Source organism: Oceanihabitans sp. 2_MG-2023 (assembly GCF_030547245.1).
GTDB lineage: Bacteria > Bacteroidota > Bacteroidia > Flavobacteriales > Flavobacteriaceae > Oceanihabitans.
In genome coordinates this window covers 304,210-320,362 of sequence record NZ_JAUOQT010000001.1, presented here as the reverse complement: position 1 = coordinate 320,362, position 16,153 = coordinate 304,210, and the positions used below count along the sequence as shown (strand labels likewise).

The 16,153-nt window shown below is 32.2% G+C and carries 14 protein-coding genes; 11 read left to right on the top strand and 3 right to left on the bottom strand.

The features are described from left to right. Positions 1-6 precede the first annotated feature (6 nt). Positions 7-1,326: a pitrilysin family protein gene (locus Q4512_RS01425; RefSeq protein ID WP_303420829.1), complete on the bottom strand. Its 1,320-nt coding sequence runs from the start codon at positions 1,324-1,326 to the stop codon at positions 7-9. A gap of 233 nt (positions 1,327-1,559) precedes the next feature. On the opposite strand from Q4512_RS01425, the gene rplU reads away from it, so the two are divergent. The 9 genes from rplU (at position 1,560) to Q4512_RS01380 (ending at position 12,403) form a co-directional block, all read left to right on the top strand. Further along, positions 1,560-2,216, top strand: coding sequence for a 50S ribosomal protein L21 (gene rplU, locus Q4512_RS01420; protein WP_303420827.1), 657 nt, complete (start codon positions 1,560-1,562; stop codon positions 2,214-2,216). A gap of 41 nt (positions 2,217-2,257) precedes the next feature. Further along, positions 2,258-2,518: a 50S ribosomal protein L27 gene (gene rpmA / locus Q4512_RS01415; RefSeq protein ID WP_303420825.1), complete on the top strand. Its 261-nt coding sequence runs from the start codon at positions 2,258-2,260 to the stop codon at positions 2,516-2,518. Positions 2,519-2,793: 275 nt separating this feature from the next. Further along, on the top strand, positions 2,794-4,290 hold the full coding sequence (locus tag Q4512_RS01410; RefSeq protein ID WP_303420823.1) for a sodium/pantothenate symporter: 1,497 nt from the start codon (positions 2,794-2,796) through the stop codon (positions 4,288-4,290). After that, positions 4,278-5,795, top strand: a complete 1,518-nt coding sequence (locus Q4512_RS01405) for a class I adenylate-forming enzyme family protein (protein WP_303420821.1) — start codon at positions 4,278-4,280, stop codon at positions 5,793-5,795. The genes Q4512_RS01410 and Q4512_RS01405 overlap by 13 nt, the downstream gene beginning before the upstream one ends. Positions 5,796-5,866: 71 nt before the next feature. Beyond that, positions 5,867-6,733: an alpha/beta fold hydrolase gene (locus tag Q4512_RS01400; RefSeq protein WP_303420820.1), complete on the top strand. Its 867-nt coding sequence runs from the start codon at positions 5,867-5,869 to the stop codon at positions 6,731-6,733. A 39-nt stretch (positions 6,734-6,772) separates the two neighbouring features. Further along, positions 6,773-8,191 carry a hypothetical protein gene (locus Q4512_RS01395; protein ID WP_303420819.1) on the top strand — a complete coding sequence of 473 codons (1,419 nt, stop codon included), beginning with the start codon at positions 6,773-6,775 and terminating at the stop codon, positions 8,189-8,191. A gap of 159 nt (positions 8,192-8,350) precedes the next feature. After that, positions 8,351-10,846 (top strand): TonB-dependent receptor, encoded by a 2,496-nt coding sequence (locus Q4512_RS01390; protein WP_303420818.1) that lies wholly within the window; start codon positions 8,351-8,353, stop codon positions 10,844-10,846. Between the two features lie 11 nt (positions 10,847-10,857). Beyond that, positions 10,858-11,640 (top strand): alpha/beta fold hydrolase, encoded by a 783-nt coding sequence (locus Q4512_RS01385; protein WP_303420817.1) that lies wholly within the window; start codon positions 10,858-10,860, stop codon positions 11,638-11,640. Beyond that, positions 11,633-12,403, top strand: coding sequence for a 3-hydroxybutyrate dehydrogenase (locus Q4512_RS01380; protein ID WP_303420816.1), 771 nt, complete (start codon positions 11,633-11,635; stop codon positions 12,401-12,403). Before Q4512_RS01385 ends, Q4512_RS01380 begins: the two co-directional genes overlap by 8 nt. Before the next feature lie 144 nt (positions 12,404-12,547). Here Q4512_RS01380 and Q4512_RS01375 read toward each other — a convergent pair whose 3' ends face one another. Continuing rightward, positions 12,548-13,012: a DUF1569 domain-containing protein gene (locus Q4512_RS01375; protein ID WP_303420815.1), complete on the bottom strand. Its 465-nt coding sequence runs from the start codon at positions 13,010-13,012 to the stop codon at positions 12,548-12,550. 335 nt (positions 13,013-13,347) lie between these two features. Further along, the gene (gene ahcY, locus Q4512_RS01370; RefSeq protein ID WP_303420813.1) at positions 13,348-14,664 is read right to left on the bottom strand and encodes an adenosylhomocysteinase; all 1,317 of its coding nucleotides are present in this window, start codon (positions 14,662-14,664) and stop codon (positions 13,348-13,350) included. Positions 14,665-14,797: 133 nt separating this feature from the next. Here ahcY and Q4512_RS01365 point away from each other — a divergent pair, with 133 nt between their 5' ends. Both Q4512_RS01365 and Q4512_RS01360 read left to right on the top strand, forming a co-directional pair. Further along, the gene (locus Q4512_RS01365; protein WP_303420811.1) at positions 14,798-15,427 is read left to right on the top strand and encodes a 4'-phosphopantetheinyl transferase superfamily protein; all 630 of its coding nucleotides are present in this window, start codon (positions 14,798-14,800) and stop codon (positions 15,425-15,427) included. Next, entirely contained in the window at positions 15,428-16,150 is a 723-nt protein-coding gene (locus Q4512_RS01360; protein WP_303420809.1) for a geranylgeranylglyceryl/heptaprenylglyceryl phosphate synthase, read from the top strand. Positions 16,151-16,153 lie beyond the last annotated feature (3 nt).

The window sequence follows — 16,153 nt, the reverse complement described above, 5'->3', positions numbered from 1 at the left end:
TTTATTTTATTGATCTTTTTCTTTTGGTAAGTATTCCATTACTAATCGCTGATTTGCATTTAAGTATTTTTTAGCAACCGCTTGAATATCTTCTCTCGTAATAGATCTGTAGATGTCGATTTCTTTATTGATTAAAGAGGTGTCACCGTATAGCATGTAATATGTTGCTAAAGAACCTGCAATACCTTCTACGCTAGAATTAGAATTTACAAATTGATTCTCAAATTTGTTTTGAAGTTTTTGGTGATCTCTTTCTGAGATTAACTCATTTTGTACTTTTAAAATCTCTTCATCAATTTCTTTTAAAACGTCTTCAAGTTTTACATCACCTAAAGGTAATCCGTATAAAATATACGTACCATAATCTTCTTGACTACTATTAAATGCGCCAACTTGTAAAGCCATTTTCTTTTCGTCAACTAGTTTTTTGTAAAGTTTTGAAGATTTTCCGTCACTTAAATAGCTAGAAAGCATATCTAAAACATAGGCATCTCTTTCTTTCATAGAAGGAGTTCTGTAAGCAGCTACAATAGCAGGGATTTGAATATTGCTATCGTAAGCAGTAGCTGTAATTGGAGCTGTAATTGGGTCTTCTTTTGGAAAGTTTCTAATAATTTCTTCACCTCTAGGAATTGGTCCAAAGTAGTCTTGGATCATTTTTTTTACCGAAGGAACGTCTATATCTCCTGCGACCACTAAAACAGCGTTATTTGGTACATAGAATTTTTTGTTAAATGCTTGAAATTCTTCTAAAGTTGCAGCGTCTAAATGAGCCATTTCTCCTATGGTTGTCCAACGATAAGGATGCTTTTTAAACATGTTTTTCTTAACGTTTTCAAAAAACTTACCATAAGGTGAATTGTCTACTCGTAAACGTTTTTCTTCTTTAACTACTTCGTTTTGTGTATCTACTCCAATTTGATTAATAATAGGGTGCATTAATCTTTCCGATTCCATCCATAAGCCAGTCTCTACACTGTTTGAAGGGAACACTTCGTAGTAGTATGTTCTGTCGTCAGTGGTGTTGGCATTGTTGCTTCCTCCGTTAGAGCTAACAATAGTAAACCATTCTCCACGTGCAATGTTTTCTGTTCCTTCAAATAAAAGGTGTTCGAAAAAGTGAGCAAAACCAGTTCTTTCAGGATTTTCGTCTTTTGCTCCAACATGATACATTACAGAAGTTGTTACTACAGGTGCAGAGTTGTCTTTGTGTAAGATAACATGCATGCCGTTATCTAAATCGTACTCTTCATACTTAACTTCTTGAGCAGTTGCTGTAAAACCAGCGATGCATAAAGAAGTTAAAGCCAAAATGCGTTTTTTCATTGTGTGTTTGTTTAAAGATTTAATAGTTTGTCTGTATCTTTAATTAAAAGTTACAGGTATTCAAAAGTAATCAATCACGAAATGGTATTTGTTAACAAATTCAGAAAATTAAAATTATATCATTCAAAACTAATAAAACGTTTGTGGTTTAATAAATTAGAAGTATATTTGCATCCGTTTTCTAAGGAAAATGAGATTATTTTATATAAATTAATTAATAAAAACGTTACGCTATGTACGCAATTGTAGAGATAGCAGGGCATCAATTTAAAGTTGAAAAAGACCAAAAAGTTTTTGTTAACCGTTTAGCAACAGAAGAAGGAAAGAGTATATCTTTCGACAATGTTCTTTTAATTGCAGATGGTAGCAATGTAACTGTAGGCGCCCCAGCTATAGGCGGAGCACAAGTAAGTGCAAAAGTCTTAAAGCACCTTCAAGGTGATAAAGTTATTGTTTTCAAAAAGAAAAGAAGAAAAGGTTACCGTGTTAAAAATGGACACAGACAAGCTTTATCTGAAATCGTAATTGAAAGCATTGTAGCTTCAGGAGCTAAACCAGCTAAGGCTGAAAAAGCTGCTCCAGCTAAAAAAGCTGCTCCAAAAACAGAAGTTAAAGCAAAACCAGCTGCTAAAAAAGCAACAGGTAAAGCTGATGATTTAAAGAAAGTTGAAGGTATTGGACCAAAAATTGCATCTACTTTAGTAGAAGCAGGAATTGCAACTTTTGCTGAATTAGCTAAAACGGATGCAGCAAAAATTTCTGAAATCATTGCAGATGTTCGTGGTAACCACGTAACAGATACTTGGCCAGCGCAAGCTCAAATGGCTGCTGATGGTAAGTGGGATGAGTTAAAGAAATGGCAAGATGAATTAGATGGTGGTAAAGCTTAATCGCTAACTACTTTAAGTATAACAAATAAAACCTTAAGACAATGGCTCATAAAAAAGGAGTTGGTAGTTCGAAGAATGGTAGAGAATCAGAATCAAAACGCTTAGGTGTTAAGATATTTGGTGGACAAGCTGCTATTGCTGGAAATATCATATTAAGACAAAGAGGTAATACACACCACGTTGGTGAAAATGTATACCAAGGAAAAGATCATACTTTACATGCTAAAGTTGATGGTTTAGTAAAATTCACAAAGAAAAAAGATAACAGATCTTATGTTTCTATTGAGCCTTTTGAGGCTTAGGAATTTTATTTTATAAACACACTAAAACACCTTTACTTTTTAAGTAAAGGTGTTTTTTTATGCGCTATAATTAAAAAAGATAAAATGGATTACGAATAATATTCCTGTAATAATAGTTGTTGATGTAAAAGTCACATAATCTGTTTTTACTAATAAAACAATGTGTTTGATTATTTTTGTGTTTTAATTTGTAAAAGTCATACCTTTATTAAGATAAATATTTAAAATCAAAATAATATAAAGTTTGTTATTTGTTTTTAAAGACAAAAATATAAATGATAGCATCAGATAAGTTAGTGACCTATATGTGGATTTTATTAGCAGTGTATGCTGCTGTAATATTGTTTTTCGTTGTACGAGGTGCAAGGAAAAATACAAGTATTAAAGATTATGCTGTAGGTAATATTGGCTTCCCTTCTTGGGTTGTTGGTCTATCTTTGGCAGCTTCAATGACAAGTGCTGCTACTTTTATTATTAATCCAGGATTTATAGCTCTCTATGGTCTTTCCGGTGTGATTTCTTTTGCAGTAGTACTACCAATTGCTGCTTTTGTTTCTCTAATTGTGTTTACAAAAGGATTTGTTAAACAAGGTAATGCAGTAAAAGCTACAACGATGGCACAATGGATTGGTAAACGTTATAAAAGTAAAAACTATGCATTTTTCTTTGGCATTATTGCGCTCTTACTTATTACTTTTATTGTTCTTATTAATGTTGGGCTTACTCAGGTTATTTCCAAATCATTAAATGCAGATCCTTTTTATGTTCTTTTAGGTATTACCGTGTTTGTTTTTGGGTATATGATGTATGGTGGAGCTAATTCTATGGTATACACCAATACCATACAGGCAATAATTATGTTTATAGTTGCGATTATTTTGATTAGTTCTGGTTCTGAATATTTCTCGGATGGTATTACTGGATTTTTTAACAAATTAGATACTATTGATCCAAATTTAACAAAACCAACAAACGCTTCCAGTTTTCTTTTTCGAGATTATTTTGAAATCATTGCAACGCAAATCGTTATAGGGGTTGCTGTTGTTTGTCAGCCACACATCATAACAAAATCTTTATTATTAAAAGATGCTAGTAAGATTAATAGCTATCTGTTTAGTGGTATTGCTTTTATGATTGTTTTCTTTTTAGTGGTTGTGGTAGGTTTGTATGCAAGAATTAGTTTTCCAGATTTTATGGTTAATGGAGAAAAACTTAGAATGGACGAAATTATACCAACCTATGTAGTTACCAAGTTTTCCATAGGTGTTGGGCTAGTTATTGTTGTAGGTTTAATTTCTGCAGGACTATCTACTTTAGAAAGTTTAATACAATCTTTATCTATAACAATTACTTCAGATATTATTAACCCTTTGTTTAAAAATAGGTTTACCGATAAAACAATTTCTATTAATAAAGTAGTTATTATTGTTCTTGGTGTTGTAAGCTTTTTGCTTAGTTGGCAACAAATTAAAAACCCAAATGTAAGTGTGGCAATTTTTGCTCAAAATGGTGTGTATGCATACTTTGCTGCTGCATTTGTTCCAGTTCTTTTTGGAACATTTTTAAATAACGTTTCTACTAGATCTGTTTTTATTGCTAGTATAACAGCAATTGTTGTTCATTTTGGTATTTACTACGGAAGAATTACTCCATACATGCAAGAGCCGGTAAATAACCCAGGTGTTTCTGCTGCAATTGGTATTGTAGTTTCTGTATTAGTAGGTTATATATTTTATAAATTAGATTTAAAAAATAAAAAGTGGACACATTAGATTGGACAGCCAAATGGGCCGATTATACCCCAGAAAAAATTGCTATAACATCCTACGATGCAAATAAAAGTTACTCGTATAAGGATTTGCATAGGTATGCCAATAGGTTAATTAATAAATTAATAGAATTAGATTTAGAAGAAGGAGATAGAATAGCTGTTTTAGCCGAGCACAGCCTAGAGTATATTGTGCTTTTTGTAGCTTGTCAACGTATGGGAGTTATACTAGTTCCTTTAAATTATCGCCAACCAATTAATCAAATAGCAAAGTTAATTGTAGACTGTACACCAAGTTTATTTATTTATAATGATAATCATCAAGATAAAGCAGCGCAATTACCAATTCAAAATATTAAAAATATACCTTTTAATAAATTAGAATCGTATTTTCAAGCTACAGTTAATACCTTAGATAATACCCAAGAAAAAACATATTCAATAAAAGAAGATAATCCTTTATTTATTTTTTATACTTCAGGAACTACTGGAGATCCAAAAGGTGTTATTTATACTAATAAAATGCTTTTCTGGAATAGCCTAAACACCTCTATGCAATTAGGTATAACGTTTAGAGATTCTACATTAAATACCTTGCCTCCATATCACACATCTGGTTGGAATGTTTTTATTACGCCTTTATTACACAAAGGTGCACATATTGGAATGCTTGAAAAGTTTGATGCCGAAAAAATACTGTGCCTTTTAGAGCTTAATAAAACCACTTTATTTATGGCCTTACCTACGATGTTATTAATGATGCAGAAAACATCCGTTTTTAAAGATGTCAATCTAAAGAAATTACGATATATTATTTCTGGTGGAGAGAAAGTGGCTTCAGAGCTAGTGCGTTTTTGGAAAACAAAAAAAAACATTCATATCAGACCTGGTTATGGTTTAACAGAAGCTGGGCCCAGTATAACATCTCTACATCATGAAATGGCAGAACTTAAGCCAAACTCGATTGGGAAGCCAAATTTTTATTTAGATTTAAAAATCGTAGATAAAAACGGGAACAAAGTCAAAGCAAATGAGGTAGGAGAACTTTGTATAAAAGGCAATATTGTAACTCCTGGCTATTGGAATAATTCGGTAAAAACAAATAGTAAAATTAAAAAAGGCTGGTTGTTTACAGGAGATTTTGCGTATAGTGATGCGGAGGGTTTTTTATATATGAAAGGACGTAAAAATGACATGTATATTTCTGGAGGTGAAAATATTTATCCACAAGAAATAGAGGTGCAATTAGAGCGTATAAAAGATATAAAAAAAGCCGTGGTCTTAAGTGTTAGAGATGCGAAGTGGGGAGAGTGTGGCATAGCGTTTGTAACTACAGCAAACAAACAGCTTTCTGTTATGGAGATTAGAGAAAGTTTAAAAGCAAACCTAGTGGCTTTTAAACATCCTAAGTACCTCTTTATTCTAGAAGAGATACCCTTAACAAGTATAGGGAAGGTGTCTAGAAAAAAATTATTTAAATATTTTAATACCGTTAAATCACAATCATGAAAAAATTGATGTTATTCTTTGTTTTTACTTTATTTATCACAACTATATTCTCGCAAAAATCAGACAAACTTATGAAAGAAATAATTTCTCAATATGATTTTAAATCGCATACAGTAATGATAGACAGTACCGAAATAAGCTACATTAAAGAAGGTAATGGAGAAAAAACAGTTTTGTTTGTGCATGGATTGAGTAGTAATTCGGACGCATGGTCTAAAAACATTGCTTCGCTAAAAGAAAAATACACATGTATTGCTTTAGATTTGCCGGGTTATGGTAAATCGGCAAAACCAGAAGCAACTTATACACCGAGTTATTTCGCTGAAATTTTACACCAATTTATTGATGAATTAGAATTAAAAAATGTGATTCTTATTGGGCATTCTATGGGAGGACAAGCAAGTGTTAAGTTAGCTACAACTTATAAAACAGATGTTCAAAAATTAATTCTTGTTGCTCCTGCTGGTTTAGAACAGTTTTCGGAAGCTGGAGCAAATATGCTAAAAAGCTTTTTTACAGTTGATATGGTAAAAAACACTACAGATGCACAAATTGAAAAAAACTATGCCTTAAACTTTTATGCGTTACCAGAAGATACTTCAAAGATGATTGAAGATCGAAAACGAATTAAATTGGCTTCCGATTTTAATGCACATTGTACTGCAATTGTAAACAGCATTTCAGGCATGCTAAATGATCCTGTTTTTAACGATTTAGAACATATAAAGCAAAAGACATTAGTTGTTTTTGGAAATAAAGATATGCTTATCCCTAATCGCTATTTAAATCCTACACTAACTATAGCGGATGTTGGTAAAATAGCTTCCGAAAAAATAGAAAACGTAAACGTGTCATTTGTTGAAGATGCTGGTCATTTTGTGCAATTTGAAAAAGCAGCCGAAGTTAATAAGCTTTTTGATCAATTTATTGCTAATTAAAAAGGAATCCGTATTTAATATATAAATTTCATTTGGTATATGATGAAAACAAAGCTTAAGAAGTTCACTGAATTTAGTAAAACCATTCTGCCAAATGAAGCGAAGTACCTTCAAAATAGGTATCAATTTACGGATCCTGAAAAACTTCAAATAATTCAGTTATTAATAACTAATGCGTTATCTCAAGAAGAGTTTATTGCGTTTGATACTTCTATTAATAAACGAAAATACTCCTACCTTAAAGATTGGGTTGAAAAAAAATTAGCAAGTATCGATGTCGATGCAACCATTGGGTGGCTAATGTCTCTTAAACAAAAAATACTAACGGATGCTATTGCATCTAGCGAAGAAAAAGAATTTCTTCATTACATTTCTTCTTATAAGAATATTGAATTTAATTTTCAAAATTTATACGATTTAGCCAAAGAATATAAATCATATTTATTGGTGCGAATGCGCTATAAAGACCATCAAATAATTGCAGATTTTATAGAGACATATAAAGTGAATTATATGGAAGTTAAAGAGATTAACGAAAAACTATATACTGCCACAACAGAAATTACCAATCAATATACGTTAAATAATAACGAGACCAAGCATTTAGAAACGTGGTTGCTGGATGTGTTTAATAATAAAAATATGGACGGTAAAAACAGGTACCAAGCCTTTGTTTTACTTGCTTTTATTTATACGAATTATAACGAAAATAATAAGTTAAAAAGTATTTTTGACCAGATTGATTATTATTTTAGTCAAGGTGAAATGTACTCTAGGCGCATTCTTTCTAATTATTACGCGAGTCGCGTTTTGTTGCACTCTAAGCAAGATGAATTTAAGGAAGCCGAATTCTATGGTTATTTGTCTATTAGGCAAAATAACAATGATACGCTCATGTATTTAAATAATTTATCGGCTATACTATTGCGAAATAATAGTCCAAAAAAAGCATTTGCCTTATTAAAAACCTATCAAGAATTGTATAAAGAAACACATAATTATCATCAAAAGATAGGTTATTGTTCGTATCAAATTCGTGTTTTGTCGGAGCTTAAAAACAATAAACTTGCCGAAGCTACAGCTAAAACGTTTTTAATGAAATATAAAAAAGAGGTGATTAAACATCGTTGGCATCACTTCTTTACATCGTATATAAATGTTTTGGTAATACAAGAAAAGTATGAAGAAGTACTTAAGCTTTCTACTAAATTTAATCTTATAGAAAAAGAAAGCGAGCGACAAAAACAAAGTAATTATGTTCCTAATATTTCATGGAGTATATCGCTTTCTAGGTACATGGAAGGAAAAATAAATTCTTCTCGTTTGTTAGATGAAATTAAAGCACCACTTAAAGGAATTAAGCCAACAAAAAATCAAAAACAACTCATGATAAAGGTTATAGATACACTCTCAAACAATCTACCTGAGGCTTTTTTAAAACTAAAGTCACACATCTAGTTTTAAGCCGCAATAGTCCTTTTCTTTAAAAATTATATTGGATTTAATCGTATTTTTAATTTAAAAGTCACACTTGTCATTTGTGTTTTTGTTGTTTGTTTATTTTCTTTTTCACAATAGATTGCCATCATAATCTAACTTAAAACAATATTCTTAATTATGAAAAAACTACTTTTCTTACTAACCATAATTAGTTCTTTGGTTATTAATGCGCAAGATACTGGAAGCGTAGCAGGAACAATTACAGATGCTAGTGGTATGCCTTTAGCAGGAGCGGCTGTGTACATTCAAAGTATAGACAAGGGTGGTGTAACAGATTTTGATGGAAATTTTACCATTGAAAATGTAACCGAAGGTACTCATGATGTGTCTATCTCTTATATTGGTTTTCAAACGGCAACGCAAAGTGTTTCAGTTACGGCTAATAGCACAACAAAATTAAATGCGACATTAAACGAATCTAATAGCGTTTTAGATGAAGTTATTATAACTGCAGGTAAAAAACCACAAAAAATTACAGATGTACCAGCTACAGTAAATGTTATTACTGCAAAAGATATTGAAGAATTTCCTAGTTTTAATATTGGTGAATTGGCAGCAAGGCAAAAAGGGGTAGATTTTGTAAGAAGTGGTGTTTTAGGAACAGGAATTAATATTAGAGGTTTTAACTCTGCGTTTAACTCTAAAAATTTACAAGTAACAGACGATAGATTATCTACATTAATAGCAACAGGATTGCCAATGGGATCTTTTTCTACGGTAACCAAAGACGATATATCACGTGTTGAAATATTATTAGGACCTAACGGAACATTATATGGGCCAAATGCGCATAACGGATTAGTAAGTACGATTACTAAAAACCCAAGAGGTTCAGAAGGTACTACTTTTGCAGTAGGTGCTGGGAATCAAAATGTAGTTACTATGCGATTAAGACATGCACAGGTACTTAATGATAAATTTGCTTATAAATTCCACTTTGAAAGATCTCAAGGAAAAGAGTTTAACTATTCCGATAGCGTATATGTAGGAACAACTGCGTATAAAGAGTTGAATCTAGATCGTGATTTTGATAGTCAAAAATATGGAGCTTCATTATTTTATAAACCAACTAAAAGCTCGGAACTTTCAGGATATTATGGGCATAGTAATAGTAATAATTTAGGTATCACAAATGCAGGACGTAATCAAATTAAAGATTGGAGTATAGATGTTGCGCAGTTAAAATTCGTGTCCAAAAACTTTTTTGCTAATACCTACTATACGTGGAGTAAAACAGACGATACTTATGCAATAAACCAACGTACACAAAATTATGTTTCTTTTATTGAAAATGGTTTTACAGAAGCTGAGGCTCTAGATCGTTCGCTTACAGAACAATGGTTTCAAACGGGGCCTAATCAAGGAGATGGTTTAGCATTACAGCGTGGTGCCCTTTTTAAAGATGCGTCTAGACGTTTTAATGCAGAAGCGCAATACAATAATAATTGGAACAAATTTTATCTAACATTAGGAGCGCAATACCAATTAGATATGGCAGATTCTGATGGTACATATCTTTTAGATGAAGACGGAATAAATTTAGATCAAACAGGTATTTATACACAATTAGAGTATAAATTACCAGATTCTGGATGGGGCTTTTTGTTGGGAGGAAGAATAGATAATCATGAATTATATGGTTCTAATTTTATACCTAAAGCTGCAATTACTAAAAAAGTAAAAAGCGGAACTTTTAGAATTACCTACGGAAAAGGAATCGCTGTTCCATCTATTTTAAATCTTAAAGGAAACTTATTTGGAGGTTTAGTGTTAGGAAATGGAGAAGGATTTACACTTACAGATGGTACTAAAATAGGAAGGCTAGAAGTAGAAACAATTAATTCTTACGAAATAGGGTATAAAGGAAAATTATCAGATAAATTATTTATAGATACTAACGCTTATTATAACCAATCCGATAACTTTATTAGTCCATTGCGTAATATTGCAGATGCAGCAAATGGAAATAACGTAACACATATTGGAGACCAACCAATTGGAGATGTTGTTGAAGGTTCAGATGGTTCGTTCATTTTAACCTATTTAAACTTTGGTCATGTAGATACCTATGGATTAGATATAGGATTAAACTATTACTTTAATGATAACTTTAGAACTTCTTTAAACTATTCTTATTTTGATAGAAGCCTAGATAAAGATGATTTAGATAATGATGGAAATTTAGATGGTCAAGTATTAGAAAGTGAATTACCAATCAATACTCCTAATCATAAATTTAGTGTCGGTCTTCATTATGGCAAAGGTAAATTTTATGGAGCCCTTTTTGGAAGATTTGTTGAAAAATACGATTTCTTCTCTGGTATAAACGTAGCTGCAGAAACACAAGATCAAGATGGAGATGGTGTTAATGAAATAGTTGAGAATGCACAAGTAGGAAGAACCTGGAACTATGGACAATTAGGTGGTTTCTCTGTAGATGCAAATGCAGGTTATAACTTTAATGATAATCTATCTTTAGGTTTAAGTATAACAAACTTATTTAACGCTAAAAATAGAGAGTTTGTAGCTTCTCCTGTCATTGAAACACTTGTTTCTTTCGAATTAAAATACAAAATAAACTTCTTTAAAAAGAAACCTGAAACTATTAATTAAGCTTCCAAACCATGTCAAAAATACAAGTTAATGATATAGAACTTGACTATGAAGATACTGGAAAAGGAAACGTTATTCTATTTCTTCATGGTTTAGGATCCACAAAAAAAGATTGGGACGCCCAAGTCCCTTTCTTTTCTAAAACACATCGTGTTATTACTGTAGACTTAAGAGGTCATGGTGATTCTACAAAACCATTAGACGCTTATAGTGTAGCTTTAATGACAGAAGATGTAAAGCAGTTTTTAGATCGGTTACATATAAAAAAAGCAACTGTTGTTGGTTTTTCTATGGGTGGAGCTGTGGCTTTTGAAATGGCTTCCAAACTTCCAGAGTACATAGAAAATCTAGTAATCGTAAATAGTGGTCCAGATTTTAATGACATGGGTAAAATAGGAGAAGATCTTTTAAAAAATAGAACAGCATTTCTGGAGACAAAAGGAATAGCGCTATTAGCCAAAGAAATCTCGTTTAATATGTTTCCAGAAGCACATCAAATAGATATGCGAAACAAGTTTGAAGAACGATGCAAAAAAAATGATTACAATGCGTACTATAAAACTTTTGTAACCTTAATGGATTGGGGGTTAGGTGATAGAATAAAAAATATTACGATTAGAACGTTAGTCGTTGCTTCTGACATGGATTATACGCCAGTTTCTTTTAAAGAAAAGTATGTAAATAAATTACAAAATGCTTCTTTAGTTGTAATTAATAATTCTAGACATGGCGTTGTTATAGATCAGCCTGATATTTTTAACACAACACTTCAAAAATTTTTAAAAAATGAATAAAACCGTTCTCATTACTGGAAGTACTAGCGGAATTGGTTTAGGAATTGCGAAACAATTTGCTAAAGAAGGTTACCATATTATGTTTCATGGGTTAGAGCCTAATGGAGCTGAAATTGCTAATGAAGTAGGCGATAAGTATAAAGTGAAAGTAGCCTTTTCTAACGCTAATTTATTGCAATCGGAAGCTATTGAAGATTTAATAGCAGAAACCATAAAAACATTTGGAGAATTACATGTGCTGGTCAATAATGCAGGAATTCAATATGTGTCTCCCATTGAAGATTTTCCAAATAACAAATATGAAAATATTATAGCGATTAATATGAATGCTGTTTTTTATGCTTCTAAAGCGGTTTGGAAACAGATGAAAAAACAAAATTTTGGAAGAATTATTAATGTGTCTTCTGTGCACGGTATTCGTGCCTCCGAATTTAAATCGGCTTACGTAACCGCAAAACATGGTGTTATTGGTATGACCAAAGTATTGGCCTTAGAAGGTGCTCCATTTAATATAACCTGTAACGCTATTTGTCCTGGTTATGTAAAAACACCATTAGTGGTAGGGCAAATAAAAGATCAAGCGAAAGCGCATAACATGACCGAAGATGAGGTTGTAGAAAAAGTAATGCTTAAAAAACAAGCGGTAAAACAATTTGTTCCTCTAGAAGCTATTGCAGATATGGCAATACTTCTAGCAAAAGACAGCGCTACAACCATGACTGGTTCTTCCTTTGTATTAGATGGAGGTTGGAGTGCACAGTAATTTTTGTTTTAGTTTTTAAAAATGCTTTTCTGGAAACAGAAAGGCATTTTTTTGTTTATAATCGTTCCTTTTCCTTTTATATCGTAAAAGGAAGACGAGTTTTATTATAGTATTAAAATAAGCAAAGTGTATTTTGTAATATTACTATTTTGTCAATATATCCTCTATAATTTTTAAATGATGTGTGGTATGTAGCACTAAAAACTTAGTAACTCTTTTTTTATTAATATGTCCAAATAGTGGATGCTTGAAATAAGCATTCTCGTTTAAATTAGCTATTGTTTCTATATTCGTTTTGGCTTGTTGTACTTGAGTTAAAAGATCTTCTTTTAAGATGACTTCTGGTGGTTTTACATATTTTGGCGCTTTTGCTTTTCCTCTAGGAAAAAAACCAAGTGTAAAAAATATTTTCCCTAAAAAGCTAAAATTGTTTTTAAAGGTATCTGGATCTGATTTTTGTAGTGAAATAACAACGCTATTAATTACTTTAAGGCTGTGGTCTATATGCCAGGCAATATCGCTTTTAGATACTTTAGTATTAGAAATATTATGGTTTTCTATATGCGATTCTAAGGTGTTAAGTACTAGTGTTGCCTTTTTTAAACTCATGTTTTTTATATTTAAAGTGTGAAGGTACTTATTTAAAAACGAAAAATAAAACCAACAGATTGTACTTTGTTACTTCTAGCAATGGCTGTATAAGGGTAGTCCGCAATAAGGATTGCAACGGCATCCTTTTTTGAGGTACGAAAAAAAGATATAGTGTAAAGCCTGGTTGTTTTTGGTTTTTTCTACCAAAAACAGATTGCCCAACTTCTCGATACATCCCAATAAAAATCAGGGCACTCGAAGTGACAATAAAAAAATCCCAAACATGAATGCTTGGGATTTAAATATAATTTAGTTTCAATTAATGAGATTCCCACTTTCGCGGAAATAACAGATTAATATCTGTAATGTTCTGGTTTGTATGGGCCTTCAACCGTTACACCAATATATTCTGCTTGGTAAGGTTTAAGTTCTGTAAGCTCTACACCAATTTTTGCTAGGTGTAATTTTGCTACTTTTTCATCTAAAGCTTTTGGTAGCATATATACATCGTTTCCGTAAGCTTCTTTGTTATTCCAAAGTTCAATTTGTGCTAACGTTTGGTTTGTAAACGAGTTAGACATTACAAAACTTGGATGTCCTGTTGCACAACCTAAGTTTACTAAACGACCTTCGGCAAGAATAATAATTTCTTTTCCGTTTACTGTATATTTATCTACTTGAGGCTTGATCGTGTCTTTTGTTGCTCCATGTGTTTCGTTTAACCAACCCATTTGGATTTCGTTATCAAAATGCCCAATGTTACAAACAATTGTTTTGTCTTTCATAGCTTCAAAGTGCTCTGAACGTACAATATCTTTATTTCCAGTTGTTGTAATCACGATGTCGCTATTTCCAACAACTGTTTCTAGTTTTTTTACTTCAAAACCATCCATTGCAGCTTGTAATGCGCAAATAGGATCGATTTCTGTTACGGTAACAATAGACCCGGCACCTTTAAATGAAGCAGCTGTACCTTTACCAACATCACCATAACCACAAACGGTTACACGTTTTCCAGCTAACATAATATCTGTTGCACGACGAATAGCGTCTACTGCAGATTCTTTACAACCATATTTGTTATCGAACTTCGATTTTGTAACCGAATCGTTAACATTAATTGCTGGCATAGGTAATGTTCCGTTCTTTACTCTTTCGTAAAGTCTGTGAACTCCTGTTGTTGTTTCTTCCGATAAACCGTTAATTCCAGCAGCTAATTCTGGGTATTTATCTAAAACCATATTGGTTAAATCACCACCATCATCTAAAATCATGTTTAATGGTTTTCTGTCTTCCCCAAAGAAAAGGGTTTGTTCGATACACCAATCAAACTCTTCTTCGGTCATGTCTTTCCATGCATATACAGCAGTTCCTGCATCTGCAATAGCAGCAGCAGCTTGATCTTGTGTAGAGAAAATGTTACAAGAACTCCAAGTAACTTCTGCTCCTAAAGCTTGTAAAGTTTCAATTAAAACAGCAGTTTGAATCGTCATGTGTAAACATCCTGCAATACGTGCACCTTTTAAAGGTTGCTCGTTTTTATATTCTTCACGTAAACTCATTAAGCCTGGCATCTCTGCTTCGGCTAAATTAATTTCTTTTCTTCCCCAAGCCGCAAGCGACATATCTTTTACCTTATTAGGTACGTAAGCAACAGTTTTTGTACTCATATTATTTTTTATCTTGTTTTAAAATTGTACTTGCCTTTGGGTTTATGGCTTAAATAACTAAATTCGCTATATCATTAAATGCCAAATTCGCCTAAGGCGATGCAAAGATAACTAATAACTTTTAGAATATTAAATGCCTATTTATAAAACTCTTACACCAAACTCACAAACTACTGTTAAAATCTGGAAGATTACAGAATCTTATACAGATTTGCTGGATCCTATTACTTTAAAACCAGAGAATATGAAACGCGTTTTGAGTATGAAAAGTGAACTGCATAGACGCGGTTTTCTAAGTGTTCGCCATTTACTTGCAGCTTTTGGTTATACCGATCAAGATTTAATGTATGACGAAAATGGTAAGCCGCATTTAAAAGATGGTAAGCATATTTCTATAACGCATTCTTTTACGTTTTCGGCAGTTGTAGTAAGTGATGCTGTTGTTGGTATTGATATTGAAAAACAACGCGAGAAAATTGGAGTTATCGCGCATAAGTTTTTAGATTATGAAAACATTTATTTAGATAAGAAGGCAGATAATTACATTAATAAACTAACTGTTATTTGGTGTATAAAAGAATCTTTATATAAATTGTTTGCTACTCCAGGTTTAAGTTTTTTGAAGCATACTCTAGTAATTCCATTTACTGTAGAAGAAGCTGCCACAATTGCTTGGATTGATTATGAAGAAACAAAACACAGATACCAAACTACTTTTTTTGAGTTTGAAGGTTTTACTTGTGCTTATGTATTGCCTGCCTAAATGAAGTTATACCCAAACATATTATCTGCTGTTGAGAAGCGTGAAAAACTGCTAGCTGTTTTAATGGATCCAGATAAAGCAAAACCAGAAAGCTTAGATGGTTTTATGCAAAAATTAAACAATTCGATTGCGACACATATTTTTGTTGGAGGTAGTACTGTGGAAGAATTTGCAACCGAAAACCTTGTTATAGCATTAAAAAAGCATAGCAATTTACCAATCGTTTTATTCCCTGGAGATATATCGCAAATTACCAATGAAGCTAATTCTATATTGTACTTGTCTTTGTTGTCTGGAAGAAATCCGGAATATTTAATAGGAAAACATATAGCCTCAGTTTCTAAATTAAGAAATACCAATTTAGAAGTAATACCAACAGGTTATTTGCTAATAGAAAACGGAAAAGAAACAGCTGTACAGCGAGTTACGCAAACAGCACCAATGCCAATTAATAATGAACAAGCTATTGTAGATACAGCAAAAGCAGGCGAGTTACTTGGTATGCGACTTATTTATTTGGAAGCAGGAAGTGGCGCTAAAAAAGCGATTCCTTCTTCTATTATTAGCGCAGTAAAAGAAGAATTGGGAATTCCAATAATTGTTGGAGGAGGAATACGTAGTAAAGAACAATTAGATGCAGCATACCAAGCAGGAGCCGATTTGGTAGTTATTGGTACAGCTTTTGAAGAAGATGAATCCTTCTTTAATCAATTAAAAAAATAAAAA

What these genes read in the sequence shown, in the direction of transcription:
- Q4512_RS01425 (WP_303420829.1), bottom strand. Translation starts at nt 1,326, where the DNA reads ATGAAAAAACGCATTTTGGCTTTAACTTCTTTATGCATCGCTGGTTTT.
- rplU (WP_303420827.1), top strand. Translation starts at nt 1,560, where the DNA reads ATGTACGCAATTGTAGAGATAGCAGGGCATCAATTTAAAGTTGAAAAA.
- rpmA (WP_303420825.1), top strand. Translation starts at nt 2,258, where the DNA reads ATGGCTCATAAAAAAGGAGTTGGTAGTTCGAAGAATGGTAGAGAATCA.
- Q4512_RS01410 (WP_303420823.1), top strand. Translation starts at nt 2,794, where the DNA reads ATGATAGCATCAGATAAGTTAGTGACCTATATGTGGATTTTATTAGCA.
- Q4512_RS01400 (WP_303420820.1), top strand. Translation starts at nt 5,867, where the DNA reads ATGAAAGAAATAATTTCTCAATATGATTTTAAATCGCATACAGTAATG.
- Q4512_RS01395 (WP_303420819.1), top strand. Translation starts at nt 6,773, where the DNA reads ATGATGAAAACAAAGCTTAAGAAGTTCACTGAATTTAGTAAAACCATT.
- Q4512_RS01390 (WP_303420818.1), top strand. Translation starts at nt 8,351, where the DNA reads ATGAAAAAACTACTTTTCTTACTAACCATAATTAGTTCTTTGGTTATT.
- Q4512_RS01385 (WP_303420817.1), top strand. Translation starts at nt 10,858, where the DNA reads ATGTCAAAAATACAAGTTAATGATATAGAACTTGACTATGAAGATACT.
- Q4512_RS01380 (WP_303420816.1), top strand. Translation starts at nt 11,633, where the DNA reads ATGAATAAAACCGTTCTCATTACTGGAAGTACTAGCGGAATTGGTTTA.
- Q4512_RS01375 (WP_303420815.1), bottom strand. Translation starts at nt 13,012, where the DNA reads ATGAGTTTAAAAAAGGCAACACTAGTACTTAACACCTTAGAATCGCAT.
- ahcY (WP_303420813.1), bottom strand. Translation starts at nt 14,664, where the DNA reads ATGAGTACAAAAACTGTTGCTTACGTACCTAATAAGGTAAAAGATATG.
- Q4512_RS01365 (WP_303420811.1), top strand. Translation starts at nt 14,798, where the DNA reads ATGCCTATTTATAAAACTCTTACACCAAACTCACAAACTACTGTTAAA.
- Q4512_RS01360 (WP_303420809.1), top strand. Translation starts at nt 15,428, where the DNA reads ATGAAGTTATACCCAAACATATTATCTGCTGTTGAGAAGCGTGAAAAA.